The 13,477-nt window shown below is 70.4% G+C and carries 12 protein-coding genes and 1 pseudogene; 4 read left to right on the forward strand and 9 right to left on the reverse strand.

All coding sequences use genetic code 11. From position 1 onward, the window contains the following. Both GTY96_RS37145 and GTY96_RS08745 read right to left on the reverse strand, forming a co-directional pair. Window positions 1–2,486: pseudogene (locus GTY96_RS37145) on the reverse strand (molecular chaperone DnaJ); the annotation flags it as partial. A 154-nt stretch (window positions 2,487–2,640) separates the two neighbouring features. Next, window positions 2,641–3,144: a tRNA (cytidine(34)-2'-O)-methyltransferase gene (locus GTY96_RS08745; protein ID WP_143899681.1), complete on the reverse strand. Its 504-nt coding sequence runs from the start codon at window positions 3,142–3,144 to the stop codon at window positions 2,641–2,643. Window positions 3,145–3,161: 17 nt separating this feature from the next. On the opposite strand from GTY96_RS08745, the gene GTY96_RS08750 reads away from it, so the two are divergent. The 3 genes from GTY96_RS08750 (at window position 3,162) to GTY96_RS08760 (ending at window position 6,012) form a co-directional block, all read left to right on the forward strand. After that, the gene (locus tag GTY96_RS08750) at window positions 3,162–3,530 is read left to right on the forward strand and encodes a DUF192 domain-containing protein (RefSeq protein WP_161664461.1); all 369 of its coding nucleotides are present in this window, start codon (window positions 3,162–3,164) and stop codon (window positions 3,528–3,530) included. A 146-nt stretch (window positions 3,531–3,676) separates the two neighbouring features. Beyond that, window positions 3,677–4,441: a Stp1/IreP family PP2C-type Ser/Thr phosphatase gene (locus GTY96_RS08755; protein WP_143899685.1), complete on the forward strand. Its 765-nt coding sequence runs from the start codon at window positions 3,677–3,679 to the stop codon at window positions 4,439–4,441. Window positions 4,442–4,524: 83 nt separating this feature from the next. Then, entirely contained in the window at window positions 4,525–6,012 is a 1,488-nt protein-coding gene (locus tag GTY96_RS08760; RefSeq protein WP_161664462.1) for a hypothetical protein, read from the forward strand. Between the two features lie 10 nt (window positions 6,013–6,022). On the opposite strand, the gene GTY96_RS08765 is transcribed toward GTY96_RS08760, so the two are convergent. Further along, the gene (locus GTY96_RS08765; RefSeq protein WP_161664463.1) at window positions 6,023–7,051 is read right to left on the reverse strand and encodes a nucleotidyltransferase family protein; all 1,029 of its coding nucleotides are present in this window, start codon (window positions 7,049–7,051) and stop codon (window positions 6,023–6,025) included. Between the two features lie 4 nt (window positions 7,052–7,055). Continuing rightward, the gene (locus tag GTY96_RS08770; protein WP_161664464.1) at window positions 7,056–8,096 is read right to left on the reverse strand and encodes an aminoglycoside phosphotransferase family protein; all 1,041 of its coding nucleotides are present in this window, start codon (window positions 8,094–8,096) and stop codon (window positions 7,056–7,058) included. Between the two features lie 302 nt (window positions 8,097–8,398). On the opposite strand from GTY96_RS08770, the gene GTY96_RS08775 reads away from it, so the two are divergent. After that, a complete protein-coding gene (locus GTY96_RS08775) occupies window positions 8,399–9,766 on the forward strand; it encodes a pyridoxal-phosphate dependent enzyme (RefSeq protein WP_143899694.1) in 1,368 nt (455 codons plus the stop codon). A gap of 86 nt (window positions 9,767–9,852) precedes the next feature. On the opposite strand, the gene GTY96_RS08780 is transcribed toward GTY96_RS08775, so the two are convergent. The 5 genes from GTY96_RS08780 to GTY96_RS08800 all read right to left on the reverse strand — a co-directional run bounded on the left by GTY96_RS08780 (window position 9,853) and on the right by GTY96_RS08800 (window position 13,344). Next, complete coding sequence (locus tag GTY96_RS08780) at window positions 9,853–10,248, reverse strand: hypothetical protein (protein WP_143899696.1); 396 nt, start codon at window positions 10,246–10,248, stop codon at window positions 9,853–9,855. Between the two features lie 3 nt (window positions 10,249–10,251). Beyond that, complete coding sequence (locus GTY96_RS08785; protein ID WP_143899698.1) at window positions 10,252–10,650, reverse strand: hypothetical protein; 399 nt, start codon at window positions 10,648–10,650, stop codon at window positions 10,252–10,254. Between the two features lie 152 nt (window positions 10,651–10,802). Then, on the reverse strand, window positions 10,803–11,261 hold the full coding sequence (locus GTY96_RS08790) for a hypothetical protein (RefSeq protein ID WP_143899700.1): 459 nt from the start codon (window positions 11,259–11,261) through the stop codon (window positions 10,803–10,805). A 106-nt stretch (window positions 11,262–11,367) separates the two neighbouring features. After that, on the reverse strand, window positions 11,368–11,814 hold the full coding sequence (locus tag GTY96_RS08795) for a MaoC family dehydratase (protein WP_143899702.1): 447 nt from the start codon (window positions 11,812–11,814) through the stop codon (window positions 11,368–11,370). Between the two features lie 93 nt (window positions 11,815–11,907). After that, the gene (locus tag GTY96_RS08800) at window positions 11,908–13,344 is read right to left on the reverse strand and encodes a purple acid phosphatase family protein (protein WP_328700810.1); all 1,437 of its coding nucleotides are present in this window, start codon (window positions 13,342–13,344) and stop codon (window positions 11,908–11,910) included. Window positions 13,345–13,477 lie beyond the last annotated feature (133 nt).

Genomic DNA, 13,477 nt, shown 5'->3' on the forward strand with positions numbered 1-13,477 from the left:
AGCCGGGCCTCTTCTTCAGCACGCAGTCGAGCTTCTTCCGCGAGACGAGCCTCTTCGAGCGCGCGAAGCCGGGCCTCCTCCGCCAGCCGAGCCTCTTCCTCCGCAAGAAGGCGGGCCACTTCGGCCAGCCGCGCCTCCTCGGCGAGGCGCGCCTCCTCGATCTCACGAAGACGGGCTTCTTCTTCCAGCCGAGCCACTTCGGCCAAGCGCGCGTCTTCTTCAGCACGAAGGCGGGCCTCTTCAGCCAGCCTGGCCACTTCGGCGAGCCGTGCCTCCTCGGCCAGTCGCGCCGCTTCAATGGCCTCAAGTCTCGCCTCTTCCGCGAGCCGTGCCTCCTCGGCGAGTCGAGCCTCTTCAGCGAGGCGGGCCTCCTCGATAGCCCTCAGCTGTGCTTCCTCGGCCAGTCGAGCTTCTTCGGCGAGTCGCGCGGCCTCCTCCGCACGGAGACGGGCTTCTTCGGCGAGGCGGGCCTCCTCCGCCAAGCGAGCCTCTTCGAGCGCCTCCTGAAGACGAGCCTCCTCTGCGATCCGCTCATCCTCCTCCGCGTGGAGTCGGGCTTCTTCGGCCAGTCGAGCCTCTTCCGCGAGCCGAGCCTCTTCCGCGAGCCGAGCCTCTTCAGCCTGCCGAGCCTCCTCCGCGAGCCGAGCCTCTTCAGCCAGCCGGGCCTCCTCCGCGAGCCGAGCCTCTTCCGCGAGCCGAGCCTCTTCAGCCTGCCGAGCCTCTTCAGCCTGCCGAGCCTCCTCCGCGAGCCGAGCCTCTTCAGCCAGCCGGGCCTCTTCAGCCAGCCGAGCCTCTTCCGCGAGTCGAGCCTCTTCGGCCTGCCGAGCCTCTTCAGCCAGCCGGGCCTCTTCAGCCAGCCGAGCCTCCTCCGCGAGCCGAGCCTCTTCGGCCTGTCGAGCCTCCTCCGCGAGCCGAGCCTCTTCGGCCTGTCGAGCCTCCTCCGCGAGCCGAGCCTCTTCAGCCAGCCGGGCCTCTTCCGCGAGTCGAGCCTCTTCCGCGAGTCGAGCCTCTTCAGCCAGCCGAGCCTCTTCCGCCTGCCGAGCCTCTTCCGCGAGCCGAGCCTCTTCGGCCTGCCGAGCCTCTTCTGCGAGTCGAGCCTCTTCCGCGAGTCGAGCCTCTTCGGCCTGCCGAGCCTCTTCGGCCTGCCGAGCCTCTTCTGCGAGTCGAGCCTCTTCCGCGAGTCGAGCCTCTTCAGCCAGCCGAGCCTCTTCGGCCTGCCGGGCCTCTTCGGCCTGCCGGGCCTCCTCCGCGAGCCGAGCCTCCTCCGCGAGCCGAGCCTCCTCCGCGAGCCGAGCCTCTTCGGCCTGCCGGGCCTCTTCAGCCAGCCGAGCCTCCTCCGCGAGCCGAGCCTCTTCGGCCTGCCGGGCCTCTTCAGCCAGCCGAGCCTCTTCCGCGAGCCGAGCCTCTTCCGCGAGCCGAGCCTCTTCCGCGAGCCGAGCCTCTTCCGCGAGCCGAGCCTCTTCCGCGAGTCGAGCCTCTTCAGCCAGCCGAGCCTCTTCGGCCAGCCGAGCCTCTTCCGCCTGCCGAGCCTCTTCCGCCAGCCGAGCCTCTTCGGCCTGCCGAGCCTCTTCCGCGAGCCGGGCCTCTTCCGCCAGCCGAGCCTCTTCAATCGCCCGGAGCCGAGCCTCCTCCGCCAGCCGAGCCTCTTCGGCCAACCGGGCCTCTTCCGCCAGCCGAGCCTCTTCAATCGCGCGAAGCCGTGCCTCCTCCGCCAGTCGTGCCTCTTCAATCGCCCGAAGCCGAGCCTCCTCCGCCAGTCGCTCCGCCTCGATGCGCGCCAGCTCCGCCAGCCGAGCCACTTCCGCCAGCCGTGCCTCCTCCGCCAGCCGCTCCGCCTCGATGCGCGCCAGCTCCGCCAGCCGAGCCTCTTCCGCGCGCCGCTCCGCCTCCTCGCGCCGGCGCGCCTCCTCGATGCTCCAGGCCTCTTCCTCCGCCTGCCGCAGCTCCTCCTCGCGCCGCAGCCGCTCGCGCTCCTCCCAGTCCTCCACCGACAGCGCTTCGATGCGGCCCTCGCGCTCCAGCACACGCAACAGCGCCTGCTGCGCCCCCGTCAGCGCCTCCGGCCGCCGGAACGCCCCCAGCGTCTCCAGGAGCTGCCGCTCGGTCGCGTCCGTCAGCCATGGCTCGCACGCGGCCACCTCGGGACAGCGGTACACCCTCGCGGGCACGGGCTCGCTCGGGGCCGGCTCCAGGGCCGCCCGCACCACCCGCACACCCGCGATCGGCGCGAACCCTCCCGCGGGCGACACCGCCTCCACCGCGAAGTCCGCTCGCTCCGCCAGCACGCTCAGCCGCCGCACCTGCGCCAGCACCTGCTGCTCGTGCACCACCGCCGGCTTCAGCCCGCTGTCCTCCAGCAACTCCTCGTCCGGCGCCGCCGCCCCACCCCGCGCCCACAGCGCGTCCAGGGCCTCCACACCCAACAGCCCGGTCTGGAAGAGCGCCTGCGCCGGGCTCTGGTACCCGAAGCCCAGCCGCGCGCCCACGAGGTCCCCCTCGCGCAGCCACAGCGCGGACTCCCGCCCTCCGGCGTGCAGCGTCAGCCGGCCGGTGGCTCGGGACTTGTGGGCGGCGTACAGCGCTTCGGCGACCTGCGAGGCGGACATTCGGCCCCGGAGTCTAGCCCGTCCCGCCCGCCCCTCAATTCGACGGCGGCGCCTGCCTGCCCGCCGCACCCAACTGCACCTGACGCAGCGCCTCGTAGGCGCCAATCCCCACCGACGTCGAAAGATTCAAGCTCCGGCGCTCCGGGAGCATCGGAATCGTCACCGCCGTCCCCGTCCCCCCCTCCATCACCTCCGGCAACAGCCCCGTGACCTCCGAGCCGAACACCAGGTGGTCCCCCGCCTCGAACCGCGCCGCGTACAGCGACGTCTCCGCCCGGGCGGAGAACAGCCACCGCCGGGCCGCCGGATAGTCCGCCACGTACGCGCCATAGGTCGGGTAGAGCTTCAGGAACACCTTGTCCCAGTAGTCCAGCCCCGCCCGCTTCAGGTTCCGGTCGTCAATGGAGAACCCCAGGGGCTCCACCAGGATGAGCCGGCACCCCGTCACCGCGCACAGCCGGGCCACATTGCCGGTGTTGGGCGGAATCTGGGGCGACACGAGGACCAGATGCAGGGGGGACGCCAGCGGCTCAAGCATGGGATAGAACACCGGACATGCACTGGAGGGTGACCAACGAAACGCGGCAGCGGCTGCTCGCGGACCGGGCCGAACGCGCCGAGTCCTTCGTCCAGCGCTTCCAGGGCCTCATGGGCCGCGCCTCGCTGCCCATGGGGGGCGGGATGCACATCGAACCCTGTGACTCCATCCACACCTTCTTCATGCGCATCCCCATCGACGTCGCCTTCCTGGACGCGCAGGGGCACATCGTCAAGCAGCTTTCCGCCCTGCCGCCCTGGCGCGCCACGGCGCTCTACCGCAAGGCCCGCTCCGTCCTGGAGCTGCCCGCGGGCGTCCTCCTGGCCAGCGGCACCCAGGAGGGCGACCGCCTGGTCTTCGCCCCTGCGGAGGACCCCGGCGCCTGAGGGGCAGGCCCCCGGCGCTTCCCCGTCCACCCGCACCCGGAGGGTGGGGACATCTTGACGGACACGAGCTTTTTGACCCCTTTTGGAACGCTTTGTTAACGTCGCGGCCCGATTTTCACGCCTCTCCCCCGGAAGAGTCCCTTCGCATGCGCATCGAGGTCGCCGGCAGCACCCACGTCGGGATGAAGCGGAACCACAACGAGGACAACTACCTCGTGCTCACCGAGGAGAACCTCGTGTGCGTGGCGGATGGCATGGGCGGTCACTCGTCCGGGGAGATCGCCAGCCGCATCGCGGTGGATGAGCTGGGTGAGTTCTTCCGCCTCACGTCCAAGGACCAGGAAGCCACCTGGCCCTTCAAGATGGACAAGCAGCGCAACTACGATGAGAACCGCCTGGCCACCGGCATCAAGCTGGCCAACGCGCGCATCTTCGAGCGAGCCACCGCCGACTCCAAGTACAAGGGCATGGGCACCACCATCGTGTCCGCGCACTTCGCCGACAGCGCGGTCTACGTGGGCCACGTCGGTGACAGCCGCGTGTACTTCTTCCGCGGCGGCCTGCTCCAGCAGGTGACGGAGGACCACTCGCTGCTCAACGACTACCTCAAGGCGAAGAAGCTCTCGCCGGAGGAGATCGAGAACTTCCCCCACAAGAACGTGATTGTCCGCGCGCTGGGGATGAAGGAGCAGGTGCAGGTGGACGTCACCCGCGTGGATCCGCTGGAGAACGACGTCTTCCTGCTGTGCTCGGACGGCCTGAGCGGCATGGTCACCGACGCGCAGATGCAGGACATCCTCTCGCGCACGCCGGAGCTGGAGAAGGCCTGCGGCCAGCTCATCGACCTGGCCAACGCGGCGGGTGGCAACGACAACGTCACCTGCGTGCTGGCGCGCTGGCACAACGCCTGACGCCGCCTCGGCCCCCATGACCCGCGAGGCCCGTGCTCCGCCAAGGAGGACGGGCCTTCGTCTTTCGCAGGAGCCCCCATCCCATGTTCTGGAACCTGCTGACCGGGCTGCTGGTGACGGCGGCCGCCCCCGACTTCTCCGCCCCGCTGCTGTCCGCCGGAGAGAAGACCTCCGCCTCGGTCGCGACGCTCCGCTCGGACGGACAGCAGCTGGTGCTGGACGAGGACGTGGTGGACACGACGCCGTCGGAGGCGACGGATGAGGTGCACTCGGACCACGTGGAGGTGTGGCTGGGACTGGAGTCCCCGGAGGCGCTGATGCCCTCGAGGCTCGTCACCACCGCGCCCGACGGGAGCCTCTTCACGGTGCGCGGCAAGGACGACCCGAAGGCGCTGGACGCCATCATCCGGGGCCAGGATCCGGGCATGACCGGGGAGCCCGACTCGGACGACTGCGAGGACGACCTCCAGGCCACGCGCGCGACGCTGGGCCGCGTGCCCGCGAAGCGCGTCCGGATGATGGTGGGGCTGGCCCACCTGGGCTTCTTCCCGGATGGCCGCGCGCCCGTGCGCTACGACCTGGACCGCTACGCCGGCCTCTCCCCTGCCCTGGGCGAGGGCGACGCGCGCTACGAAGCCCAGAAGACGCCCACGGGCTACCACATTCGCGCGGTGCTCCAGCCCGGCGCGCTGCTGTTCGTCCCCAGGGACGGCGTGCGCAAGCTGCGCGTCCGGGTGGACGCCATCGACGCGGGCGCGGCGGGCACCCGGGAGTCGCTGCGCTCCACGAGCCCGGCCCCGAGGTGGGCGGACGCGGAGACCTTGAAGCCCGTCACGCTCGCCATGCCGCTCCCGGTGAAGCTGGTGGAGGGCTTGCCGGAGCTGGGCCGGCCCGGCCCCCTGGGCCCGGGCGCGAAGCAGGCCTTCGACGCGCTCCCGCCCTTCTTCCTGCGCACCGGGAACACCTGGACGGGCCTGCGGGTGCTTCACGAGGTCCCGGAGACCTTCGGCCTGCGCGCCTGTGTCCTGCGCTTCGACGCCGTCACCGAGCACCGCCCCCAGACCTCCACCTTCGGGCCGCCCGCCGCGTTCCTGGGCGAGGGCACCCTCCAGGTGCCGATGAAGACCCGGGACGCCCCCACCACGCTGTTCCTCTCCCGCGCGCCGGGGGACTCGCGCGCCGCCCTCTCCGAGGGCCCGGTGGAGACGTTCCGCTTCAAGGACGGAACGCCCGGGTTCGTGGAGGCCGTCACGAGCCCCATGATGGGCCGCTACACCAGCGGGGCCTGCGGCGCCGCGGACACCATCGCGCTGCGGCTCGTGCGCATGGAGAAGCAGGGCCCCACGCGCACGCTCCTCCTGACCTGGAACACCTGCGACAGCGACATCCAGGATGGGGAGCAGCACGTCCTGGCGAAGCAGCCCGACGACGGCGGCGGCCTGTATCCGAAGTACACCTGGGCCACGCCGGGCCAGAAGCTGCGGATCACCTTCGGCACGCGCCCGGTCCTGGAGGTGGGCTGGAAGCCGGACGGCTCCGGGGTGAAGGCCGCCGCGGTCCCCACGCCCTGAAGCAGGCCCTTCAGCGCCCCGCGAGCGGCGCGGGCACCCGGTGCGGTCCCCACGCGAGCACCTCGGTGAGCGCTTCGCCCGGCGCCACCTGGGTCTCCTCGAACACGGCGCAGCGCTCCAGCCGGGCCCCCTGCCCCACCCGAGCCCCCGGGCCCACCGACACGCCCGGGCCCACCGTCGCGCCCTGCTCCACGGCGCTCCCCGCGCCCACGTACGCCGGCCCCCGCACCGTGCCCGCGACGCGGGCTTCCGGATGCACCCACGCCCCGTCCGCCCCGGCCTTCAGCCCCGCGAGCGGCGAGTCCTTCCCCAGCGCGGCCAGCGGCACGCGCCCCTCCAGCACGTCCCGCACCGTGGCCAGATATCGCGAAGGCATGCCCAGGTCGGACCAGTACGCGTCCACCGCGTGCCCGCGCACCGCGAGCCCCGCCTGCATCACCCGCACGTAGACCTCGCGGTTGATGTCCTCGGGGCCCTCGGCCGTCATGAAGTCGAACACGCTGGGGGACATCACGTGCACGCCGGTGAAGTGCCAGGGCGTGAGCCCGTCCCCGCCCGGCCCATGGCCCGCGATGCGGCGCACCTGCCCGCCCGCGTCCGCCTCCACCGCCGCGTACTTCTCCCCTTGCGGCATGGGCAGGAGCACCATCGTCGCCACCGCGCCGGACGCCCGGTGCGCCGCGACCACCGGCTGGAGGTCCACGGGGAAGAGGATGTCCCCGTTGAACACGAGGAAGTCCTCGCCGGAGAGGAAGTCGCGCAGGCCTCGGATGCCGCCGCCCGTGCCCTGGATGACGGGCTCGTGCACGACGTGCAGCGGCAGCCCCGCGCGCTCGCACTCCGCGCGGGCCACCGCCGCCATCGTGTCCGGCAGGTGGTGCGTGTTGATGCCCACCGCCGTCACACCCGCGGCCTTCAGCACCGCCAGGTGGTAGCGCAGCAGCGGCTGGCCGAGGAACGGCATGGCCGGCTTGGGCCAGCGCTCGGTGAGCGGACGCAGGCGCGTGCCCAGGCCCGCGCAGAGGACCATCGCCTTCATGGGCTCAGGCCGCCAGCTCTGGCACGTACTTCGCCACCAGCGTCTGCAGCGGCGCCAGCTCCGGCCGGCGCGCGAACGCGGCCTTCACGTAGCGCAGCGACGCGGGGATGGACACGAGGAAGCCCGGGTTGCCCTTCACGCGGTGGATGAACTCGAAGCGCCCCGCGTCCTTCAGCTTGCGCTGGATGGTGAGCAGGTCGAAGAACGCCTTGAACTGCTTCGCGTCGATCTTCTCCCCGCTCTCCTGCTCGAACGTGGCGATGTAGCGGTCCAACATCGTGTCCACGAAGTCGCGGTCCAGCTCCACGTAGCTGTCGCGCAGGAGCGCCACCAGGTCGTACTGGCGCGGGCCCTGGAGCGCGTCCTGGAAGTCGATGACGACCAGCTCGCCCTCCTTCACCATGATGTTGCGGCTCTGGTAGTCGCGGTGGGTGAAGCCCCGCGGCGCGGCGGCCAGCTGCTTCGCGATGTCCCGGAACGTGGCGTCCAGCTGCGCGCGCTCCGCGTCCGTGGGCTGCTTGCCGCTCCAGGCCTCCAGGCCCCACTCGCGGAAGTGGTGCAGCTCCCAGTCGTACAGGTCCTCGTCGAAGGCGCGCGTGAAGGCCAGGCACTCCGGGTCGCGCTGCTTCTCCGCCTGCACGCGCAGCTTCGCCAGCAGGTCCACCGCGCGCGTGTAGAGCGCCTCGTTGTGACGCCCCCCCTCCAGCGCGGACTCGAAGGTGATGTCGCTCAGGTCCTCCAGCACCATGATGCCGGCGGGCTCGTCGTAGCGGAGGATGCGCGGCACGCGCACGCCCAGCCGGTCCAGGTAGCGGTGCACGTTGATGAAGGGCAGCTCCTTCGGGGGCTCGCCCTTGGTGGCCTCCTCGCTCTTCTTCGTCGCGTCTGGCGGCATCACCATCAGCACCCAGCTCTCCGGGGCCGCGCCGACGCGGTAGTAGGAGCGGTTGCTCGCGTCGCCCTTGAGCTTCTTGATGGGGGCATCGGGGACGGGACGGCCAATGGCCTGTCCCACCTGGTCGCGAAGGGCGGCCTCAAGTTCCATGGGGGGCGGGTGCTCCAGACGGGGGGAAGGGACAGCGCTCGCGAGTATCGGAGGCACGGCGCGGCGGGTCAAAGCCCGCGTGGGCCGCACGCCCGGCGGACGCTCGGCCTGTCGCCTACGCGACGGGGGGCCCTGGCCCCCTGACCCGCCCCCCTCCGCCGTCCCAAGTCCGTGTCCCGAGGAACGCCGGGGCCGTTCCGTCATCCTGCGTCAGGAAGGGCCGTGCCTCCGGGCATGTTCCCCCTGACGGGGCGGAGCACGTATAAGGCCCCGATACCCCCCTTTTCGGGAAGCCACGCACGATGGACATCCAAAAGAACATCCTCACCGCCATTGGCCACACGCCGCTGGTGAAGCTCAACAAGCTCGTCGGTCCGAACGACGCCACCGTCCTCGTGAAGTGCGAGTTCATGAATCCCGGCGCGTCCATCAAGGACCGCATGGCGCTCTACATCATCGAAAAGGCCGAACGGGAGGGGAAGCTCAAGCCCGGCGGCACCATCGTGGAGAACACGTCCGGCAACACCGGCATGGGCGTGGCGCTGGCGGCGGCGGTGAAGGGCTACAAGTGCATCTTCACCATGCCGGACAAGATGTCCCTGGAGAAGATCAACCGCCTGAAGGCCATGGGCGCCCAGGTCGTCGTCACGCCGACCAACGTCCCCGCCGAGGATCCGCGCAGCTACTACGAGACCTCCAAGCGGCTGGCCCGTGAGACGCCCGGCGCCTTCATGCTGAACCAGTACCACAACCCGGACAACATCGAGGCGCACTACCACACGACGGGTCCGGAGATCTTCCAGCAGACCGAAGGCAAGTTCGACTACTTCGTGTCCGGCCTGGGCACCGGCGGCACCATGAGCGGCGCCGGCAAGTTCCTGAAGGAGAAGATCCCCGGCCTGAAGAACGTGGGCGTGGATCCGGAGGGCTCCGTCTACGAGGGCTACTTCAAGACGGGCAAGCTCACCGAGCCGCACGTCTACAAGGTCGAGGGCATCGGCGAGGACATGCTCTGCGGCGCGATGGACTTCTCCGTCGTGGACGACGTCCGCCAGGTGGATGACCGCATGTGCTTCAACGCCGCGCGCCGCCTCGCGCGCGAGGAGGGCATCTTCGCGGGCGGCTCCTCCGGCGCCGCGGTGCACGTGGCGGTGGAGCTGGCCAAGGAAGTGGGCAAGGGGAAGACCATCGTCGTCGTCCTGCCCGACTCCGGCAGCAGCTACATCAGCAAGTTCCACTCCGACGAGTGGATGCGTGACAACGGCTTCATGCAGGAGAAGGGCGCCGGCACCGTGCGCGACATCATCGGGGCGAAGCCGCGCGACCTGAAGACGGCGAAGCGCGGGGACCGCGTGGACCACGTGGTGGAGACGATGCGCAGCCACGGCATCAGCCAGATGCCCGTGGTGTCCGACGACGGGCGCGCCGTGGGCATGGTGCACGAGTACGACCTGCTCAACGCCCTGGTGGCCAGCAAGGTGAAGTTCCAGGACGCCATCGACCCCATCGTCGCCCCGCTCCAGGGCGCCGTCTCCGCCGAGGCCAGCATCGACCGGCTGCGCGAGATCTTCGCGCGCGACAACGTGGCGGTGGTGAAGGACGGCGAGACGGTCATCGCCATCGTCACGAAGATCGACCTCATCGACCACCTGCACCGCACCGCCGCCTGAGCGGCTGGCGCTGAAAACACCGCGGGCCCGGAAGGAGGAGCGAATCCTCCCTTCGGGCCCGTCGTGCGTTCCAGCGGTGTGCGCGGCTACTGCGGATCCGGCCGGGTCAGGTCCAGGGCCACCATGTGGAAGCCCTTGTCCACGTGCACGAAGCCAAAGCGCTTCGCCCGGTCCACGATGGCGTCCAGCTGCGAGTACCCGAGGAGCAGCTTGAACCCCTGCCGCCGGGCCTCGTCCCGGATGGCCGCGACGATGGCGTTGACGGCCTCGTTGCGGACTTCCTTGGACAATCCGGGGGCGGCGATGATGCCTTCAATCAACGCCACCGAACTGTCCGTGCGATACAGGAACCCCGCCGCCTTGTCCGGCACCACGTACCCCACCTCGGGCAGGGCCTCCGGGGTCATGGTCTCGTTCCAGGGCTTGCGCCACAGCTCGAGCAACCCGTGGTGGAGCTTGGGGTCGAAGCGGACGGGCTTCATGAACTAGGAGAGGAACGTCGACATGCGCTGCGCGGCCAGCTCGGTCGCGTTGCCCAGGCCCAGGTTGGTGAGCGGGTTGGCCTTGGTGGACTTGAACAGGTCGCCGACGATGTCGGTGACCTTGCTCTTGCCCTTGGCCAGGTTCAGCGCGCCGGACAGCAGGCTGTTGCCGCCCGCGCCGTCCATCAGGCCGGAGTTGGCGAAGGCCCCTAGCGCGTTCTTGAACACGCCGCCGCCCGGGATGAGGTCGGTGGCCGCGCCCAGGAGCGACTGGATGGGGTTCTTGCCCTGCATCAGGCCGCTGGCGAAGCTCATCGCCGCGCCCAGAAGCGGGTTCACCATCGTCACGAACGGCTTGACGATGTCCATCACCTTGCCGAGAGCCTTGCCGATGCCACCCATGGTCGTGATCCTTTTCGTGGGGAGCCGCCTGGGCCCCCGAAGTGAGACTGACAGTAGGATTGTCGGAAGGTCGGCGAAGAAGTTTCCGGTGTCGGGATTATCCGCCGCCCGCCGGAAAAAGCCCCGGAGTTCCGGGGCCTTGGCGAAGGGATTTAGCCCCGGATGGGGCCCTTCTTCGCCTCCGCCGGATCCACGGCGGCGCCCGTCTTGGGGGCCACCGTCTGGCCGCCCTTGTTGGTCGCCCCCAGCGCGGCGCTGTAGCGCTGCTCGTGGCTCTTGTCGCTGCTGAAGCCGTCGCGCTGCTGCGCCGGGCTGATGGCGATCTCCCCGTCGATGATCTTCTGCAGGTGGGTTTCGATCTCCGCCACCGTGGCGATCTTCGGGTCGCGCGCCTTCAGCTCCTCATCCGGGATGATCTCCAGCTGGGGCGGCTTGTCGGGGTGGATGGCGTAGTCGAGGATCTTCTCCACGTACTGCGCGACGGGGATCTTCAGCATCTCCGCCTGCTGCTGCACGTCCGTGTCGGCCAGCAGCTCCGCGCGCACCACTTCCACGGGACGCTTCAGCCGGCTGGGCGCCGGGGGAGGAACCACCTCGTTGGGGTTGGACATGGGCTTCTCCTTTGGGCCTATTGCTAACCCAGGTCAGCCCCGGAACTCAAAGTGGGGGCCCCTGGAAGGGCCACGGCGCGGCCCGCTCCCCAGGCCCCCGTGGGCGTCAAGGGGCCGGGCGGCGGGCGAAGAGCGCGTTGGCGATCTCCGTCATCACCACGTCGCCGTGCTGGTTGACGACCTCGAAGCGGAACTTGAGCGCGCCCCGGTCCGGCTTGCTGGCGGAGGGCCGGGCCTCCAGCGTCTCGATGCGCACGGAGAGCGCGTCCCCGGGGCGCACCGGCTTCTTCCAGCGCAGCTCGTCCAGGCCCGGGGAGCCCATGCTGGCGGCCTGACCGAGCAGTCCCTCCACCAGGAGCTTGTGGCAGATGGCGGCGGTGTGCCAGCCGCTGGCGATGATGCCGCCATAGATGCTCTGCCGGGCGGCGTCCTCGTCGACGTGGAAGGGCTGGGGGTCGAACTGGCGCGCGAACGCGAGGATCTCCTCGCGCGTCACCACGTACGGCCCCCGCTCCATCACCTCGCCGATGGGGAAGTCCTCGAAGTAGCGCATGGTGTCCCTTCCGGTGCCGGGCCCGCCGGCGGTTCAAGAAGCGTGGAGCGGCGTCGCCGCCCTTCCCTACCACCGTCCGGCGCGCATCGGGGGCTAACGCGGCGGAAGCGGCTCCTCGGGGTCGGCCACGGACTCCGGCGTGTCCGCGGGCGGCACGGGGCCCTGGAGCTCCGGCGCGACGCGGCCGTCCATGGGTCCCGGCCGCGACTCGGTCCCCGCGTCCAGGGCCGCCTCCTGGACGCCAGGAGCGACGGCGACCACCGGCTTCTTCAGGATCAGCGTGTCGCGCACGGTGTTGTTGGAGGTGATGAACCGCGCCGTGAGCGTGCTGCCGTCAACCAGCACGTCCAGGAAGCCATAGGCCGCGGCGTCGCGCACCTCGGTCCAGGCGGGCTGGGGGGAGGAGAAGGGGCGCAGCGTGGCGCCGCCGCTGCCCACCACGAGGTACGGGATGCCGCGCTGGCCGTAGGACGCCTCGGCGTCGCCATGCATGGGCTTGCTGCGCTCGTAGTCATGGTCATGGCCGGTGAGGACCAGGTCCACGCCGTACTTCTCGAACAGCGGGCCGAACTGGCGGCGCATGGTGAGCTGCGAGCCGTGCACGCCACTGGACCAGGACGGGTGGTGGAAGAAGGCCACCTTCCACAAGCGGGAGCTCGCGATCAGGTCGGCCTCCGCCCAGGCCTTCTGCGCCGCGAGCGTGCACCGGTCCGGCGAAGCCAGCCCCACCGCGCAGTTGGAGTCCAGCGCGAGGAAGTGCACCGGCCCCCAGTCGAAGGAGTAGTAGCGCTCGGAGCCCTGCGGGTTGTTGGTGGGCAGGTACATGTTGTCCAGGTAGGGCTGCGCCTGGGCCGTCACGTACTCGTGGTTGCCGGGCGTGGCGAACATGGGCACCTCGCGCAGCAGCGGGGCCATGGGCGTGAAGAGGTGCGCCTGGAGCTCCGCTTCCGTGCCGGACGGGTAGGCGTTGTCGCCCAGGGTCAGCAGCAGCTCCGAACGCCACTGGGGCATGGCCATCACCTCCAGCACCTTCTTCTGCATGGCACCGCCCGTGCCGAAGTCGCCCATGGCGGTGAAGTGCGTCTGCAGGGACGAGGTGCCCGTGGCCGTCTGGAAGCTGCGCAGGCCCGTGGTGCTGCCGCATGCGTCCACCACGTAGCCATACGTGTGGCCCGCGGACAGACCGGTCAGCGTCACCGCGTGGTGCGTGCCGGACAGGCCCGCGCTGACGGAGGACGTGAGGGTGTTGCCCTCGCCGTAGCGCACCGTGGGCAGACAGTCGCTCTCGGTGCGGAAGGCCACGATGGCGGACGTTTGATGCACGCTCTGCAGATACGGCCAACGCGGCAGCGCGGGGCCGGAGTCCGTCAGGGACGGCGATACGGCGCACCCCCGGGAGTCGGCGGAGGCGGGGCTGTTGCAGTCGGGCGTGGAGGCCGGCGACGCGCAAGCGCCCAGGAGCCACGCGCCCACGAGGCAGGTGGAGACACGCCGTCGAGTCCGCATCGCGCCATGAACGTTGTGCACCACTCCACATCCCTCCTGCATGGGGGGCCTCCCGGGCCGCCCGAGCGTGAACAGGCAGGTTTCACATCCTGGGGCCGGAAATGACCAGGGCCTCCACGCCCCCGGGATGCGGAGCGGGAAGGCCCTGTCATGAAGC

The organism is Corallococcus silvisoli (genome assembly GCF_009909145.1).
Taxonomy (GTDB): Bacteria; Myxococcota; Myxococcia; order Myxococcales; family Myxococcaceae; genus Corallococcus; species Corallococcus silvisoli.